Origin of the sequence: Cupriavidus sp. CuC1, from assembly GCF_044627735.1 — a bacterium.
In the GTDB taxonomy this organism is placed as follows: Bacteria; Pseudomonadota; Gammaproteobacteria; order Burkholderiales; family Burkholderiaceae; genus Cupriavidus; species Cupriavidus ulmosensis.
This window is the reverse complement of record NZ_JBIUHC010000053.1, coordinates 1-15,655: the sequence shown is the minus strand read 5'-3', so window position 1 is coordinate 15,655 and position 15,655 is coordinate 1. Positions and strand designations below refer to the sequence as shown.

Below are 15,655 nucleotides of genomic sequence, written 5' to 3'. Positions count from 1 at the left end.
GGCGGGGCTATCCGCCGCGCGCGGCTCTCGCTTGCCCATTTTCTGGTTTGGCCTGGGGCCACAACGGCGAACTGGCCGAAAAATCCGCCTCCTCCATCGTGACCGCCTTCAGCGACCGGACCACGGCACGCGTATCCGCAGTGCGCCACTGGAAATAGTAAGACAGGTTGTGCGGCGCTGGCGTGCTCGTCAACTCCGCCAGCTTGCCCGCGCGCACAAACGGCTCCACATAGGACTGCGGGAAAAGGCTGATCCCCACGCCTGCCATCACCATCGCAATCAGGGCAGAGAGGCTGTTGCAGACCAGCGCCCTGGGGATCTCCAGCTTCTGCTGCGCCGCCCATTTCTCGATGGCCAGCGTGAGGCCCGCTTCCGCGCTGAGCATGATCACCGGATGCTCGGTGAAGTGCCGGGGCGTGAGGACGGTGCCGGAAGCCAGCCGCTGCGGCGCCGCCATCCACTTGTACGCCAGCTCGCCGACTTTCTCCTGCGACAGGTTGGGCGAGGCGCAGGGGCCGGGAATGATCGCGAAATCCAGCTCGCCGCGTTCCAGCTTGCGCTCCAGGTTGAGCGTCAGGTCTACCTGCGGCTCCAGCACCAGGTTCGGATGGAGCTCGCGCACCCGCGCGACCAGGCTCGGAAACCAGGTGGACGCTACCAGCTCGCTGATGCCGAAGCGGCAGCTCCCGCGCAGCGCGCTAGCCATGCCCAGGTCCGAGCGGATGCGGCTTTCGATGTCGAGGATCTGGGCGGCGTGTTCAAGCAGGCGCTCGCCCGCGTCGGTGATCACCGAGCGTTGCCCGGTTCGGTCGAACAAGGCCTTTCCCAGGTCGTCTTCCAGCTCGGCGATGCGCTTTGACAGCGACGACTGCGTGACATGCAGCCGCGCGGCGGCGACGGAGAAACTGCCGAGTTTTGCGGCCCAATAGAACGCTTCCAGCTGTTTCAGTGTCATGGCGATGCCTTTGCCTGGCGATGCGTTTGATGGCCCGCCAGCGCGCGGACATTCCAAAATCTCACTGGGGGCCGTGAGGATTTGTCGCTTTCTTCTCGCGCGGGACGTACGTATCGTCTGGCCATTGTCAATATTGGCTTGGAGAGGGAGAGATCATGCGGCAGGGCCTGAAAGCATTCAAGGTGCACCACACCATCAATACGCTTGGCGCGTTGCTTCTGTTCGCAACCGGCATGGCGGCGACCCCGGCCAGGGCTGAGTGGCCCAACGATCATCCCATCCAGGCCTATGTCGGGTTTGCCGCCGGCGGCGGCACCGATACCATGGCGCGCACCATGGCGCCGTTCATCCAGCGCTACCTTGGCGCAAACGCGAGCCTGGTGGTGCAGAACAAGCCCGGCGCCGCCAGCGAGATCTCCAACCTCAGCCTGATGCGCTCGGTGCCGGACGGCTACACCGTTGGCGTGGTCAACCTGCCGGCCATGGCGTTCTCGCCGCTGTACAGGAAGACCAGCTTCGATCCGGCCGCGCTGCAGCTCGTCGCCCGGGTTCTTAGCGATCCGACCATCCTGGTGACGCGCAAGGACAGCCCGTACAACAACCTGAAGGACGTGGTGGCGGCGTTGAAGAAGAAGCCTGCTTCGCTGTCTTTCGGTCACAACGGGGTCGGGACGAACGGGCACCTGGCGCTCTTGCAATTGCAGAACGTGGCGGGCGTGAAGGTCAACGACATCCCCTATAACGGGACGGCGCAATCCAAGACGGCTTTGTTTGGCGGGCATATCGATTTTGCGGCGGTCACCACGGGCGAGCTGCAGGATGCGAGCAAGGAGGCCGTGCCGCTGAAGATTATCGCGCAGATGGGGGAGAAGCGGGCCGCCTCGCTGCCCGATGTGCCGACGGCCCGGGAGCAAGGCTTTGACGACGTCATGCCGGCCGAGCGGGGGATTGCGGTGCCCGCGGGCGTGCCACCAGCCATCGTGGAGAAGCTGCGCGCGGCCGTCAGGGCCACGCTGAAGGATCCCGAGTACCTGAAGAAGGCCGGCAACGATGCGCCGGTGCTGGCCTATCTGCCCGGCGACGACTGGGCCCGGGAAATCGCCGCGCGCAAGCCCATGATGCGCAAGCTGGCCGACAGCATGCCCAAGGAGTGACAGCCCCATGACTTCCCATCCATCCTCGCGATCCTAAGTCCATGCAACGCATTACCCCGGTTCAAAAGACCGCATCCCTGCGCACGCTGCTGCAACGGGAAGCGTTCGTGGTGGCGCCCGCCGTGCACGATATCTTCAGCCTGCGGCTGGTGGAGCAGGCGGGCTACCAAAGTGCCTGCATCAGCGGCGCCATGCTGTCGTACAGCCTGCTGGGCGTCCCGGACATCGGCCTGCTCACGCTGACGGAATGTGTGGAGCACTGCCGGCGGCTGACCCGTGCCGCATCCATTCCCATCACCGCCGATGCGGACGCGGGCTATGGCAACCCGCGCGGCGTCCACTATGCCGTGGAGTTGTTCGAGGAGGCCGGTGCGGCCGGCGTGAACATCGAGGACCAGGTGGTGCCAAGGCGCTGGGGCTCGGCAGCACCCAAGGAAGTGGTGCCGCTCGGCGAGATGCTCGCCAAGATCGATGCCGCGCAGCGCGCCCGGCGCGACAGCAACTTCATGATCATTGCCCGCACGGACGCGTTTGCCTGTGAAAGCACCGAGCAGGTCATCCTCCGGGCCAGGGCGTACCAGGCGGCGGGCGCTGACATGCTGCTGCCCATTGCGCCCCGCACCGAGGGCGATATCGCCCGGCTGGTGCGCGCGCTGGATATCCCGGTGACGCTGAGCGCCGGGACCGGGCTGGCACCAAGCCCGTCCGCCGCGAATGTGTCGCTGGAGCGGCTGCGCGCGCTGGGCGTGCGCAGGGTTAGCCTGACTACGTTGCTGCCGGGTGCGGCGGTAGCCGGGATGCGGCGGGGCCTGGACGCCATGCGGCTGGCGGGTGGCGCCAGCGATGACGGGATGGCGGCAGCGGGCGAGGGCAGCCTTGGGGCGCTGTTCGATGCGGCCGAGCAGATCGCCTTCGAGGATGCGCTGCTGCATTAGCGCCCTCTTGTCCTGAGACGCCGCGAAGGCCGGAGCTTCCCCCGGGCGGGCGCGCCCGCGATCGCAGCAACAGCTCCAGATGCCCCCTGGCCTCTGAGATGACCTCATTTGTGAGGGGTTGGCCCTCCCGCGTCAGTAGGGGGTTGCCCCATACCCGGCTTCACGACTCGGCTACACAATCCAAGTATCTCGTCAACAGACTGTGTCGGCGCTAGTTATCGACAGACTGGATGATTATGCAGTCGCTAACCTGGTGCCGGCAGCGCCTGTTGACGCAGCGCTTCCCTCTTATATGGGGGGCGCGCTGCTCCCGCCCCGGCCAGCAAATCGTCGCAAGCCGCGATGCGGCGGGCCAATAGCGCTGACGGTTGAAGAATAAGAAGGAGGCTTCCATGAACGCCCGCGGGACATGGACCCTTGCGTGCCAGCGCCGGCGTCCGTCAGATTCGTCAACTTACCGGCTTCTCTGCGTCTTCCTGACTTCCTCAACACTAAGTACGGCGGCGCTTGCTCAACATCCTGCCTACGTGTCTGATCCATCCCTGCTGGGGTGCTGGCGTTCCGAAAAGGGCATCGCCTATTTTTCCGATGGAACAAGCAGGGAAGGAAAGGGAAAGTGTGCGACTGAAATTAGTGAAGATCGAATAGTGTTGGAGTGCGTTGGCCGTCCAGACCGAATCGTCTATTCATACTATATCCCCTCCCCAGGCGTCTACATAGCCGAGGTTATTGAACACAAGGCCTTTCCGGAACTTGTAGGACGGAAGCGCCGTGCAGAGTATCAAATAGACGGGAATACGTTGACGATCACGACCTATCCCATGACGGATATCGCGGGTCCCCACACAATTAAATTGAAGTCATCGGCGTCCAAGGTTCCAGGTGCGAAGGTGTGTGAACCGAACTAAGGGTGCATACACTCTGGCAATTCTTCTCGTTTTGGCGAATCAATATGAAGAAGGCGCTGCCATGATCGACGCTGTGGCATCCGATTCCCGCGCGGCATTGACCGTTTTTACCTCCGCGCCATAGCGCTGTGCCTGCGGGCTGCGCACTGGGGCTAACGATTTCATGCGAGACGGCGTTGGCGTTGAACCATTCTTTTACGTCTGCCTATTGAGGACCGAGCTTGAGATTTTGTGCAATACGTGTGAACTTCGCGTGCTCGGACTTCAGGAAGGCTTGAGCCTGGGCCACCGTCATGGGTTCCAATGTCCGTTGAAGGTTGGTTTCAACGCGAAGGCGGTTCTCGGGACTGACGAGCCACGCATTCATGGCTTCGTTCAGGCGCGTCACCAAGGGGGCGGGGGTGTCGGGTGGGGCTAGCACTGCAGCCCATTGACTGTGCTCGAAATCAGAAAGGTGTTTGCTCTCCGCAAGTGCGGGCACGTCGGGCAAGGACGGATTGCGCCGTTTGCTGGCCACGCCGATGGGTTTGAATCGCCCCGTCTTGATCATTCCCAATGTAGGGCCGCCCATGGGAATGAAGGTCAGGTCGATTTGCGCGCCAGCGATGTCATTCGTCACCGGCGCCGCGCCTTTATAGGGAACCTCCAGGAGTTGAATGCCTGTTCTGGCTTGAAAGTCCGCACCGACCAGGTGGGGCGCCGAGCCGGGCCCCCAATGCGCAATCGAGAGCTTGCGATTGGCCGGGTTCTTCGTATAGGCAATGACTTCGTCGACGTTTTTGAACGACAGGGCGGGGCTCGAGACAAGGATGAAGTCAGACATGCCCGTCAAGCCAAGAAGCTTGAAGCTGTCGGGTCGATACTTGGCGGACGCGACGCTAAGCGGCGCCACAAGGAAGTCAATGCCTGTGGTGCCCAACAGCGTATAGCCGTCGCTCGGACTCCGGAGCACGTTCATCGCGCATATGGATCCGCTTGCCCCTGGCAAGTTATCCGCAAGGACGTTCTGCCCGAGATTCTTCTGCAAGACCACCGCCGCAGCGCGAATCGAGGCGTCCGCGGGCCCCCCAGCCGGAAATGCGACCTTGATGACGATTGGCTTGCTGGGATAACGGGTTTCTGCCAGGAGAAGGGATGGGTACCACAGGGCCGGCACAGATCCAAATGCGGCTCGCAGCAGGCGTCGGCGCGTCCATTGAATGGCCATAGTCTTGTCTCCTCATAGTCGGTATGCGACTATGTTAGCAGCGTTAACTTTGGGGTGCCAAGGACTAATTTTTGAACGCGTGTTACCGATCGTTCTGGTTCAGATGGCTTCGGCGGCGCTACGCCGCAATGTGTTTGCGCGAAGCGGGTAGCTGTTCGATGATCCGTTGGAGATGCTCCGGCCCGCTCATCACGGCGCTGAGGAACAGGGTGATTGAGAACTCAATCATCTGCTCCACTTGGACCGGCAGATCTGATCTCGGTACGCGGTCCGACAGGATTAGTGTGGCGAGCCCATGTTCCGTGCTCCAGGCTGCATGGGTGACAAGCGTGAGAGATCGTTTCGGCCAGCCATTGTCGATCGCGACTCTCTCGACAGATGACGCGAACAGGCTGAAGGACTTCATGTTTTGTTCGGTCAGCTCCGGATATGAATCGCGCGCAACCAGGCGTGGCCCGATCATCAAGTCGAACAGTCCCTTGTGGCGTTTGGCGAATTCCACGTAGGTTCGCATCATCCGGTATGCCGTGGACATTGGCGTGTCATCTGACGCCAGGATCTCCATGCGCAAGGCGGCCAACTCGCGAAATCCGTCCGCGGCAATGGCGGCCAGCAGTCCTTCCTTGCCTGCAAAGTGTCGGGAGGGGGCGGCCTCGGAGACGCCCACAGCACGCGCCAGGTATCGGAGGCTCAATTCCCGCGCACCGATTTCCTCGAGCGCGCGACGTCCCTCGGCAATCAGTGCATTGCGCAGGTTGCCATGGTGGTAAGGCGCGGCGGCGGGGGCAGGCGATTTGGCAGTCACGATGTCGACAGGGTCTGGTCAGTCGGAAGGGCAGATTATAGGCGTGGCCTGCGCGCAATAACGTAGAGGATTCCGGCGCGGCCGGCTGTGCGCTCGAGACGGCGCAGAAAGTAAAGCGGTAGGGTACTCACTCGCTACATCCGTCAATCGACCCGGGAATACCCTGATAGCGGCTCATGTTAACACTGTTAATATGAGTTGCACGTGGCGACGATCTGCGTTTGCGACGTCTTCATCGAACTGATCTCGTGAGCAACATGCCGGCACAATCCGGCCTTCCATTCAGGACAAAAAATGAGCACTGTCGTGTTTGAAAAGGATGGCGCAGTTGGCGTCGTCACAATGGCGAAGCCGCCCCACAACCTGATCGAAGACACCTTCCTGAAGGCTCTTCTGAGTGCTTACACCAATGCGGTGGAAGAAGGCTGTCGGTCCATCCTGCTGCGCAGCGGGATGCGCCACTTTTGCGCCGGCGCGGACGTAGCCGGCTTTGCCGGGGGAGGGCGGCGACGCGACCAGGCCGGATTCGATGCCTTGCTCGACGCACTCGAGAACGTGCCTATTCCCACCGTCGCAGCGGTGCACGGGGGGGCACTCGGCGGCGGTGTCGAACTCGCGCTGACCTGCGACATGATCGTGGCCGCGGACACGGCATTCTTCGGCATGGCCGAGGCATCCCTTGGCCTGCTGCCGCTGCTCGGGGGTGTCCAGCGTGTTGTCCAGCGCGTCGGTCCCGCGCGTGCCAAGGAGATGGCCATGTTCGGCCGGCGGCACGACCCCGCAGTGCTTGAGCGCTGGGGTGTCATCAACCTTGTGACGGCCGAAGCCGACCTGCCTGCGGTATCGATGTCATGGGCGCGCCAGTTGGCGGCCGGTCCGACCGTGGCACTCAAGGGCATCAAGCAGCTGGCCAACTACTCGGCGCGCAGCGGTATCGCCGGGGCCGATGCCCATCAGACGGAGATCAGCAACATGATGTGGGCAAGCGCCGACCAGAAGCGCGGTCTTCAGGCTTTTGCGAAATCCGGTCCCGGCTCGGCCGTCTTCGAGGGGAACTGATCATGGGCGCTCCACTGGATGGACTGAAGGTTATTGACTTCACACGGGTTCTTGCTGGCCCGCTTTGCACCAAGACGTTGCGCGACCTGGGCGCCGAAGTGATCAAGATTGAGCCGCCCGGCGGCGATACCGGCCGTGGTGGCGTGCCGCACATCGGCACGATGTCCGTGTACTACGCGCAGCAGAATGCGGGTAAGCGCAATCTGAGTCTCGACCTGAACTGGCCAGAGGCTCGCGAGATCGTGACCGATCTGTGCCGCGAAGCCGATATCATTGTCGAGAACTTCCGACCCGGAACGCTCACGCGCTTTGGCCTCGGATATGAGCAGGTGCGAGAGTTCAATCCGACCGTCGTTTACGTTTCGATGAGCGGGTATGGGCAAACTGGTCCATGGAAGAATCGCCCCGCCTTTGCGCCGACAGTGCAGGCCGAGACCGGCCTGACGGACATTCTGCGCGAGCACTATGGATTTGAAGCCGACGCATTGCGCAACGATGCGTGCAGCCACGCCGACGTTTATACGGGGCTGCACGGTGCGATCGCTGTCCTGGCGGCATTGCAGCATCGAAATCGGACTGGCGAAGGGCAGCATGTCGACGTGTCGATGGCGGCCACCATGCTCGCCGTCAATGAGCGCGCCGGTGCACAGCTCTCGGGGGTCGACACCAACGGCGAGCCCCCCGCGCTAAGTGCACCGGAGTCCCACATCTTCCCGCTTCCCGGCGGGCGTCAGGTGACGATCGCGGCAAGCCCGATCTACTCACCCATGTTCCTTCGCTATTGCTCGATGATGCGCCGGACCGACCTGCTGCTGGATCCGCGTTTTGCCAGCGCGCCGCTACGCAGGCAGAACCTGGAGGCGCTGCTTGCAGAGGTCAGGGCGTGGATCCTCACGTTCAACGACCTCGACGAACTGCAGGCACAGGTCAGCGAGCAAGGACTTGCCATTGGCGTTGTGCGCTCCACGAGCGAACTTGCGGAGTCGGAGTGGGCGCAGCACTGGGGCGCAATCGTGGAGGTTGACGACCGCACCGGAGGGACGATGCGGATGCCCGGCCCGCCGTGGCGCTTCAGCACGGCAACGCTGCCGGCTCCGGGCATTCCGGCATTCCAGGGCGAGCACAACATTGAGCTGCTGAGCGAGCGCAACATGGAGCCGGCGAAGATCCAGTCGCTGCGGGAGCGCCGGATCCTGCTGAGCCGGAAGAGCCTGCGCGGGGACTTTGATGAAGCTTGATCATACGCACGACCCTGCCGCGCGAAGCTGGCTGGAATCGGCGAACCAGGACGGCACGCCGTTCCCGCTGCAGAACCTGCCGTTTGCCGTCTTTCGCCGGCTGGGCACCGGCGAGGCATTCCGGGGCGGCGTCGCGCTCGGTGACCAGGTGATCGACCTCGCCGCGCTGGTGCAAGGCGGGGCCCTGTCCGGCCTCGCCGAACAGGCTGCCCGCGCGTGCATGCAATCCACGCTCAATGACTTCTTCGCCATGGGGCCAGGTGCGTGGCGTGCGTTGCGTCATGCACTTTTTGAGTGCTTTGACGCGCGCGTGAAGGTCGGAATCGACTTGCTCAGGCGGTCGCTGGTGCCGCAGGCAGAGGTCGAATATGGCTTGCCCGCGCAGATCGGCGACTACACGGATTTCTACACATCCATTGATCACGCGCGCAACATCGTCAAGTTGTTGCGGCCGGACGGCATCCTGTCGCCAAACTTCCAATGGATGCCGGTAGCCTATCACGGTCGCGTGTCGAGCATTGGCACATCGGGACAGACGGTTCGAAGGCCGTTCGGCCAACGCGTGGTGGTAGGTGAAGGCCCCGTGCTGGGACCCAGCGCCCGACTCGACTATGAACTGGAACTGGGCATCTTCATCGGGGTGGGCAACGAGCAGGGCAAGCGCATTCCCGTCGACAAGGCCGATGAGCACGTGTTTGGGCTATGCCTGCTCAACGATTGGTCGGCGCGCGACATTCAGTCCTGGGAATCGGCCCCGTTAGGGCCATTTCTCGCCAAGAACTTCGCCACGACGCTTTCCCCGTGGATTGTCACGATGGATGCGCTCGCACCGTTTCGCGTTGCGTGGGAGAGGCCATCCGGCGACCCGTCGCCGCTCCCGTACCTGACTTCATCGGACACGCTGGAAAGCGGTGCGATCGATATTCAGCTCGGGGTTGCGCTGGAAACGAAGAGCCATCGCCTCAGCGATGTTCCTCCCACGCCCGTTTCACGAACAAGCTTTCGTCACCAGTATTGGACCGTCGCCCAGATGGTTGCCCATCACACCGTAGGGGGGTGCAACTTGAGAAGCGGTGACCTGCTGGGCAGTGGAACCATTTCGGGTCCGTCGCCCGCAGAGGCAGGCGCGCTCATCGAACTGACCAAAGCGGGGCGTGCGCCCATCCAGTTACGCACCGGAGAGACCCGGTCTTTTCTCGAAGATGGCGATGTCGTGGTGATGACGGGTTGGTGCGAGCGGCCGGGATACGCGCGGATCGGCTTCGGTGAGAACCGCGGTGAGGTCCTTCCGGCCAAGTGGGAGTGAGCGCGCCAGCACGCGCGCCGCCGATCGGAGCCATAGATATCAATTGAGGCGGCACCCAGCCTGGGACGCCTCACAAGGAGACATTGTCATGAACTCGTCGTTCGAAGCGGATGCGCCAGTGGCCGGAATCGACGCTGATTCCGCATTGCGCAACGCGTATAGGTCGTCCGAATGGCGTATCTTGCCGATCCTGTTCGCTCTATGGATGTTGGCGTGGGTGGACCGGGCGAACGTAGCATTCGCGAAGTTGCAGATGCTGCCGGACCTGGGCTTCAGCGAGACCGTCTATGGATTTGGTGCGGGGTTGTTCTTCCTCGGTTATGTGGTAATGGGCGTGCCGAGTTCGATGATCCAGAGTCGCGTCGGCGCTCGGGCAACGATCTCGGCGATTGCTCTCGGTTGGGGAGTAACCAGTGTCGCCATGATGTTTGTCAAATCCACCTCCATGTTCTACGCACTACGGTTCTTGCTTGGCGCTTTCGAGGCGGGTTTTTATCCGGGTGTCATTCTTTACCTGAACCAGTGGTTCCCCACGCAGCGACGCACGCGGAACTTCAGCATCTTTCATTCTGCGGCGATCTGCTCGACGGTTGCCGTCGGGCTGACCGGCGGCTTTGTGCTTGACCACATGACCGGACTTTGGGGCCTTGCCGGGTGGCGATGGATGTTCCTTGTGCAGGCTGTTCCGACGATACTGCTTTCCGGCGTGGTGTTCGCCATCCTTCCCGATGGCCCGGATGCCGCACGTTGGCTATCAGTAGAGCAGAGGCGCCTTATCCGGATGGACCTGGAGCGCGACCGTAAGCGGTTTATCTCTCCGGCTACGAGATCGACCTCATTGCTGAGCAATCCGGTCACCTGGGTACTCGCGGCAACCTATTTCGGGATCTTGACGTCCAATGCTGCACTGAGCTTCTTTACACCGACAATCCTGAGCGAGGCCGGCTTCGGTGGGTACGGTGCGATCGGCAACGTGATCGCTGCGATTTGCGTACTCGGCGCCGTCGGCAACATAGCATTCTCGTCTTTCGTTAGCCGATATCAGGACATCCGTCTGGCTTGCGTGATTGCGTCGGCCGTCAGCGTCTCCAGCATCGTGGTGCTGGCGCTCGTCTGGCACGACAGCCGTGTCGCGACGTTCACCACGCTGGTTCTCGCCTTGGCGGGCACAGGTGCCGGAATCTCTCTGTTCTGGCAGATCCCGGTGCGCTTCATGGACAGCAAGGCCGCGACACTGGGCGTGCCGCTCATCAGTTCGATTGCCAATGTCGCAGGGTTTCTGACGCCGTGGCTGATCGGCTACGTGCGCGATATCTCCGGCACCTATGCCAGTGGTTTCTTCTCCGCTGCGGGTGTCCAGGCGTTGGCAGCGGCCATCCTCCTGGTTGGCGTACCACTCCTGGTTCGCAGGCAGCAATCGGCCGTGCCCATGTCAGAGTCGGAGCCCGCGTGAGCGCCAGCAGACGCGAGTGGCTTGGCGAGTGGTTCGCACAGTGAATTTCAATCAACAGGAATAGCTTCAAATGGGTGCACTCAAACACATCCGCGTGCTGGATCTCACGCGTGTTCTTGCCGGGCCTTGGTGTGCCCAGACGCTCGCCGACTTTGGGGCCGATGTCATCAAGATTGAGCGCCCGAACGTTGGGGACGACACGCGCCACTGGGGGCCGCCGTACCTCAAGACACCGGACGGGGAAGAGACACGCGAGGCCGCCTACTACCTTGCTGCCAACCGGAACAAGCGATCGGTGACGGTCGACATTGCCACACCGGAGGGGCAAGCGATCGTGCGCCAACTCGCGGCCCGGAGCGATGTCATTCTGGAGAACTACAAGGTCGGCCAGTTGGAGAAGTATGGGCTCGACTACGCGTCGCTGAAGTCAATCAAGCCAGACCTCATCTATTGCTCCATCACCGGTTTCGGGCAGACCGGGCCATATGCCTCGCGAGCCGGCTACGATTTCATCGTTCAGGGTTTGGGCGGCTTCATGAGCGTCACGGGTGAACACGATGGCCGCCCGGGCGGGGGACCCCAGAAGGCGGGAGTTGCGATTGCAGATCTGATGACGGGCATGTACGCGACTGCTGCAGTGCTCGCGGCGTTGGCACACCGTGATCGTACGGGGGAGGGACAGTACATCGACCTGGCGCTGCTGGATGTGCAGGTGGCGATGCTGGCCAATGTGAGTGCGAGCTTCCTGACGAGCGGCACTGCGCCGAAGCGTTGGGGCAATGCGCACGCGACGATCGTCCCCTACCAGGCGTTCGAGGCGAGCGATGGCTGGATCATTGTTGCTGTTGGAAACGACGGCCAGTTTAGGAAGTTTGTTCTGGCCGGCGGCAGGGGCGAGCTGGCGGATGACGTACGTTTCTCGACCAACCCGGCGCGCGTGCTCAACCGGGACACGCTTGTGCCGCTCCTGGCAGAAATGGTTCGCACGCGCGGCAAGCATCAGTGGATTGCGCTGCTGGAAGAAGAGGGCGTGCCATGTGGTCCCATCAATGATCTGGCGGAAGTGTTCGAGAACGAGCAGGTGAGGGCGCGAGGCCTGAAGGTGGAGACCGGGCATCCGCTCGGCGGTACCGTTCACCTGGTGCGGAACCCGGTCAGAATGAGCGTTACACCGCCTGAGACGGTTTTGCATCCGCCGATGCTTGGCGAGCATACGGAAAGCGTTCTGAAGACTGTGCTTGGCTACGACGATCACGTCATTGAGCGTTTGCGCGGGCAATCCGTAGTTTGATGAAGTGTGCCAGTGCCCGAACGTATCCGCAAGCGCGCTGACGATGCGCCGGGCGGCTGAGTGAACCAGGAATTTTCATGTGGCACAGAGCGCTCGTCGCTGCGTGCGCCTGGCAGACAAACCTATGACCTTTATCGAACCATCCCGAGACATCGACTTCCCGCTCGAAGGCGTGCGCGTGCTCGATCTCTCGCGCGTGTTCGCCGGTCCGCTGTGCGGCCAGGTGCTTGCTGACTTTGGTGCCGAGGTGGTCAAGGTCGAACACCCGGGGCGCGGCGACGACACGCGCGACTGGGGCATGCGCATCGGCAAGACCGAGACGACCTACTACAACAGCATGAACCGCAACAAGCGGTCCATCACGGTGGACCTGCAAAGCCCGGAAGGCGTACAGATCATCCATGACTTGCTGCCGCAATTCGATGTGGTGATCCACAACTTCAAGACTGGCGGCGCCGAAAAGCTGGGTCTGGGCTACGAGCGGCTCAAGGCCTTCAGGCCCGACCTCATCTACTGCGCAGTGGCCGGCTATGACAGCAGCGGCCCCGAGGCCACGCGCCCCGGCTACGACCTGGTTATCCAGGGCGAAGCGGGGCTGATGGCCCTGAACGGCGAGGCCGGGCAGCCGCCGCTCAAGTTCGGCGTGGCCGTGGTCGACATGATGACCGGCATGTACGCGGCGCAAGCCGTGCTGGCCGCGCTGTTTCGCCGCGAACGCACAGGCCGCGGCAGGCTCATCGAGATGGCGCTTTACGACTGCGGCATCATGGTCACCGGCTACTACGGATTGGATGCGATGCTTCTCGGGCATGATCCCGCGCGCTATGGCAACGCCCATCCCTCCATCGTTCCCTATGGCATGTTCGAGGCCGCCGACGGTCCCCTAATCATCGCCGTGGGCAATAACGCCCAGTTCGACAAGTTCTGCCGCCAAGTCATCCAGCGCCCCGATATCGTCGAGGACCCCCGCTTTGCGACCGGTGTGGAGCGTACCAGGAACCGGCTTACGTTGACGCCACTGCTTACGGGGCTGATTCGCAGCTTTGCGCGCGACCTGCTGCTCCAGCGCATGACGGCCTGCGGCATTCCGTGTGGCAAGGTGGCCGGCCTGCACGAGGCGCTGACCAGTGAGCGCACGCGCCTGGGCGGCCTGCTGCGCGACATGCCGCACCCGGTGTCGAACAGTACGCCGGTGTTCGCGCCGCCTTACCGCCTTGACGGCCAGCGTCTGCCTATCCGTAACGCGCCGCCCACGTTGGGAGAGGGTACGCGCGACGTGCTGCGCCGGCTGCTTTCGATGAGCGACGAACGGCTGCAGGAGCTGTGCGCCAAGGGCGTGCTCACGCTGCCGGAAGCGCCGCCCCAGGGCTGAATCCGCTTGAATTCGGTCAAGCAGGCCCACGAGCGCAAGCCGGAGGGCGATCCGGGACGATAGTGGCAAGGCCATTGTCAAAGCGGACCGTCAGATGAGACATGGGCATCCTTTGTCGTGGATGTGGAAGCGAGTGTCCCGTTCCGTTGTTAGCGGATCTATATTTTTGTAGGATGTTGGTATCGACGAACGGGAGATGCCAACATGCCAATGGGACGACCGAAGCTGGATCTGGTGTTGAGCGAAGACGAGCGGTCTCAACTTGCGTCGATGGCGCGTTTGCGGAGTATCCCGGCGTCGCTGGTTGCGCGGGCACGCATCGTTTTGGGAACGGGACACTGTCTAGCCGCGCTGACGCGGGGGTGTCTTTTTAGGGCGGGGTTTTGATGCTTCTAGCTGCTGTCGCGGCTGTACGATGTTGACACCGTACAGCCGCGCCAGCAGCTAGAAGCGCTAAAACACCGCCCACTCACGCTATTCTGCATCAGCAGCTAGAAGCATGAAAACCCCGCCCAGCAAGCGCCAAAACCCGCGTCAGCGGGCCACAAGCAATACACATCGCACACTTCTTCTTCGCCTCAAGTCAAGAATCAGTGGGCTTAGCGGCGTGTGCCGATACGAGGCACTCCTGGAAAAGCAGTGCGGCGCGGGATGGCTGTGGCGAAAGGCGTAGCACACTCGAGTATCTGCACGCATAGCGAAATCTCTTCGGTGCAACTGGCTGCATTGCGCCACTGGCTACGAACTCGCCCGCGTAGTGGTCCGGCAGGAAGCCCAGAAAACGACCCGACAAGACCAGGAGTGCGATAGCTTCTTGATCGAAGGCCGTTGCCTTTCGCGATAGCCCAGCTCTGTGACTGATCTCCATATTGGGAGACACGAAGCCCAGTGCAGCAAACGCATAGGACTGCAGCTTCCGCCAGGTTAGCCCGCCGTGATCCGCGCCATGGAGTGGGTGATTCGCACCGCAGTACAGAAGCATCGTCTCACCAAACAGTTCTACGTAGCTCAGGGCCTTGGAACTACGGTAGCTCGGGACGATGCCAACTTGAAAGGTCCCGTCGAGTATTCCTCGCTCGATGGGATTGGTCGAGGCAACATGAATGCTAAGGGTCACGTCCGGTGCAAGCTCCGAAAAACGGTAAGCGCGAAATTGACCCCACCTAGTATTTGCGGCTGAGAGTGGGCAGGCTTGCGTCCGCAACCACTATTTGCGGACGCAATCATGATGGAATCCGAGTTTGACGTTCCGCCGCTGAGGGTGATCCGTATTCGCTCCAACGGAAAGCGGGACTTTGACCGAAGGGACAAGCGCCAATTGGTCGAGGCGTGTCTGGCCTGGGGTATCGGTAGCCGGGATGGCTCTCAAGGTCGGTATCAATACGAACCAGTTGCGCAAGTGGATTCGGCTGCACCAGGTGGCAAATGAAGCCGCCGCGGTTACGGGGTCTACGCTGCCGGCGTTCGTGCCGGTCGTTGAGGTGAGCGACGGGATGCGCGTCACGGAATCGCCGGCGGTGCACGGATGTCTGCCGCCCCAGGCGCCTGCTCGCACGCGACCATCGCAGCGCCCGTCTCTGGCACCAGCGTTACTGAGGGCGCGGCTACCCAACGGCGTGACGGTCGAACTTGAATGCGGCGGGCAGGACGTTGCGCTGGTGAAGGCGATGATCGAAGCGTTGGGAGCGCGTGATGTTCCGATTTGGCTCCGACGTGCGGGTCTACCTTCACCGCAATGCCGTGGATTTCCGTCTCGGGATCAACGGGTTGGTTGCGCTGGTCGAGCAGTCGATGCAGCTTGATCCCTTTGCCCGCGCCGTCTACGCCTTCCATAACCGTCGGCGCAACCGCGTCAAGCTGTTGCTGTGGGACCGCAATGGGTTCTGGTTGCTTCTCAACTATCTCGTTTCATACTACATCTCCTTCTGTTGAAGTGGAGGATTTTGATTCCGTTGTAACGGGCACCGCCGCG

12 protein-coding genes and 1 pseudogene are annotated in these 15,655 nt (G+C 62.1%); 9 read left to right on the top strand and 4 right to left on the bottom strand.

Annotated elements, in window-relative coordinates; genetic code table 11:
- Positions 1–7 precede the first annotated feature (7 nt).
- Positions 8–955, bottom strand: coding sequence for a LysR family transcriptional regulator (locus tag ACGLHR_RS22415; RefSeq protein ID WP_400096419.1), 948 nt, complete (start codon positions 953–955; stop codon positions 8–10).
- 155 nt (positions 956–1,110) lie between these two features.
- On the opposite strand from ACGLHR_RS22415, the gene ACGLHR_RS22410 reads away from it, so the two are divergent.
- Together ACGLHR_RS22410 and ACGLHR_RS22405 are read left to right on the top strand one after the other, a co-directional pair.
- Positions 1,111–2,109 carry a tripartite tricarboxylate transporter substrate binding protein gene (locus ACGLHR_RS22410; RefSeq protein ID WP_400096418.1) on the top strand — a complete coding sequence of 333 codons (999 nt, stop codon included), beginning with the start codon at positions 1,111–1,113 and terminating at the stop codon, positions 2,107–2,109.
- A gap of 41 nt (positions 2,110–2,150) precedes the next feature.
- Entirely contained in the window at positions 2,151–3,044 is an 894-nt protein-coding gene (locus ACGLHR_RS22405; RefSeq protein WP_400096417.1) for an oxaloacetate decarboxylase, read from the top strand.
- Between the two features lie 1,113 nt (positions 3,045–4,157).
- Here ACGLHR_RS22405 and ACGLHR_RS22400 read toward each other — a convergent pair.
- Both ACGLHR_RS22400 and ACGLHR_RS22395 read right to left on the bottom strand, forming a co-directional pair.
- Entirely contained in the window at positions 4,158–5,159 is a 1,002-nt protein-coding gene (locus tag ACGLHR_RS22400; protein WP_400096416.1) for a tripartite tricarboxylate transporter substrate binding protein, read from the bottom strand.
- Between the two features lie 118 nt (positions 5,160–5,277).
- Positions 5,278–5,964: a TetR/AcrR family transcriptional regulator gene (locus tag ACGLHR_RS22395; protein ID WP_400096415.1), complete on the bottom strand. Its 687-nt coding sequence runs from the start codon at positions 5,962–5,964 to the stop codon at positions 5,278–5,280.
- 294 nt (positions 5,965–6,258) lie between these two features.
- Here ACGLHR_RS22395 and ACGLHR_RS22390 point away from each other — a divergent pair, with 294 nt between their 5' ends.
- The 6 genes from ACGLHR_RS22390 to ACGLHR_RS22365 all read left to right on the top strand — a co-directional run bounded on the left by ACGLHR_RS22390 (position 6,259) and on the right by ACGLHR_RS22365 (position 13,683).
- Positions 6,259–7,023, top strand: a complete 765-nt coding sequence (locus tag ACGLHR_RS22390; RefSeq protein WP_400096414.1) for an enoyl-CoA hydratase/isomerase family protein — start codon at positions 6,259–6,261, stop codon at positions 7,021–7,023.
- 2 nt (positions 7,024–7,025) lie between these two features.
- Entirely contained in the window at positions 7,026–8,261 is a 1,236-nt protein-coding gene (locus ACGLHR_RS22385) for a CoA transferase (RefSeq protein WP_318233150.1), read from the top strand.
- Positions 8,251–9,567, top strand: a complete 1,317-nt coding sequence (gene fahA, locus ACGLHR_RS22380; RefSeq protein WP_400096413.1) for a fumarylacetoacetase — start codon at positions 8,251–8,253, stop codon at positions 9,565–9,567. The genes ACGLHR_RS22385 and fahA overlap by 11 nt, the downstream gene beginning before the upstream one ends.
- Positions 9,568–9,655: 88 nt before the next feature.
- Positions 9,656–11,020 carry an MFS transporter gene (locus tag ACGLHR_RS22375; RefSeq protein WP_400096412.1) on the top strand — a complete coding sequence of 455 codons (1,365 nt, stop codon included), beginning with the start codon at positions 9,656–9,658 and terminating at the stop codon, positions 11,018–11,020.
- Between the two features lie 70 nt (positions 11,021–11,090).
- Positions 11,091–12,311, top strand: a complete 1,221-nt coding sequence (locus ACGLHR_RS22370) for a CaiB/BaiF CoA transferase family protein (protein WP_400096411.1) — start codon at positions 11,091–11,093, stop codon at positions 12,309–12,311.
- Positions 12,312–12,435: 124 nt separating this feature from the next.
- Positions 12,436–13,683 carry a CaiB/BaiF CoA transferase family protein gene (locus ACGLHR_RS22365; protein ID WP_400096410.1) on the top strand — a complete coding sequence of 416 codons (1,248 nt, stop codon included), beginning with the start codon at positions 12,436–12,438 and terminating at the stop codon, positions 13,681–13,683.
- Positions 13,684–14,266: 583 nt separating this feature from the next.
- Here the strand turns inward: ACGLHR_RS22365 and ACGLHR_RS22360 are convergent.
- A pseudogene (locus tag ACGLHR_RS22360) lies at positions 14,267–14,824 on the bottom strand (substrate-binding domain-containing protein); the annotation flags it as partial.
- A gap of 551 nt (positions 14,825–15,375) precedes the next feature.
- On the opposite strand from ACGLHR_RS22360, the gene tnpB reads away from it, so the two are divergent.
- Positions 15,376–15,615 (top strand): IS66 family insertion sequence element accessory protein TnpB, encoded by a 240-nt coding sequence (tnpB, locus tag ACGLHR_RS22355; RefSeq protein WP_400096409.1) that lies wholly within the window; start codon positions 15,376–15,378, stop codon positions 15,613–15,615.
- Positions 15,616–15,655: the final 40 nt, after the last annotated feature.

Coding starts and splice junctions, on each gene's coding strand:
- ACGLHR_RS22410 (WP_400096418.1), top strand. CDS start 1,111: ATGCGGCAGGGCCTGAAAGCATTCAAGGTGCACCACACCATCAATACG.
- ACGLHR_RS22400 (WP_400096416.1), bottom strand. CDS start 5,159: ATGGCCATTCAATGGACGCGCCGACGCCTGCTGCGAGCCGCATTTGGA.
- ACGLHR_RS22385 (WP_318233150.1), top strand. CDS start 7,026: ATGGGCGCTCCACTGGATGGACTGAAGGTTATTGACTTCACACGGGTT.
- ACGLHR_RS22405 (WP_400096417.1), top strand. CDS start 2,151: ATGCAACGCATTACCCCGGTTCAAAAGACCGCATCCCTGCGCACGCTG.
- fahA (WP_400096413.1), top strand. CDS start 8,251: ATGAAGCTTGATCATACGCACGACCCTGCCGCGCGAAGCTGGCTGGAA.
- ACGLHR_RS22375 (WP_400096412.1), top strand. CDS start 9,656: ATGAACTCGTCGTTCGAAGCGGATGCGCCAGTGGCCGGAATCGACGCT.
- tnpB (WP_400096409.1), top strand. CDS start 15,376: ATGTTCCGATTTGGCTCCGACGTGCGGGTCTACCTTCACCGCAATGCC.
- ACGLHR_RS22365 (WP_400096410.1), top strand. CDS start 12,436: ATGACCTTTATCGAACCATCCCGAGACATCGACTTCCCGCTCGAAGGC.
- ACGLHR_RS22390 (WP_400096414.1), top strand. CDS start 6,259: ATGAGCACTGTCGTGTTTGAAAAGGATGGCGCAGTTGGCGTCGTCACA.
- ACGLHR_RS22370 (WP_400096411.1), top strand. CDS start 11,091: ATGGGTGCACTCAAACACATCCGCGTGCTGGATCTCACGCGTGTTCTT.
- ACGLHR_RS22415 (WP_400096419.1), bottom strand. CDS start 955: ATGACACTGAAACAGCTGGAAGCGTTCTATTGGGCCGCAAAACTCGGC.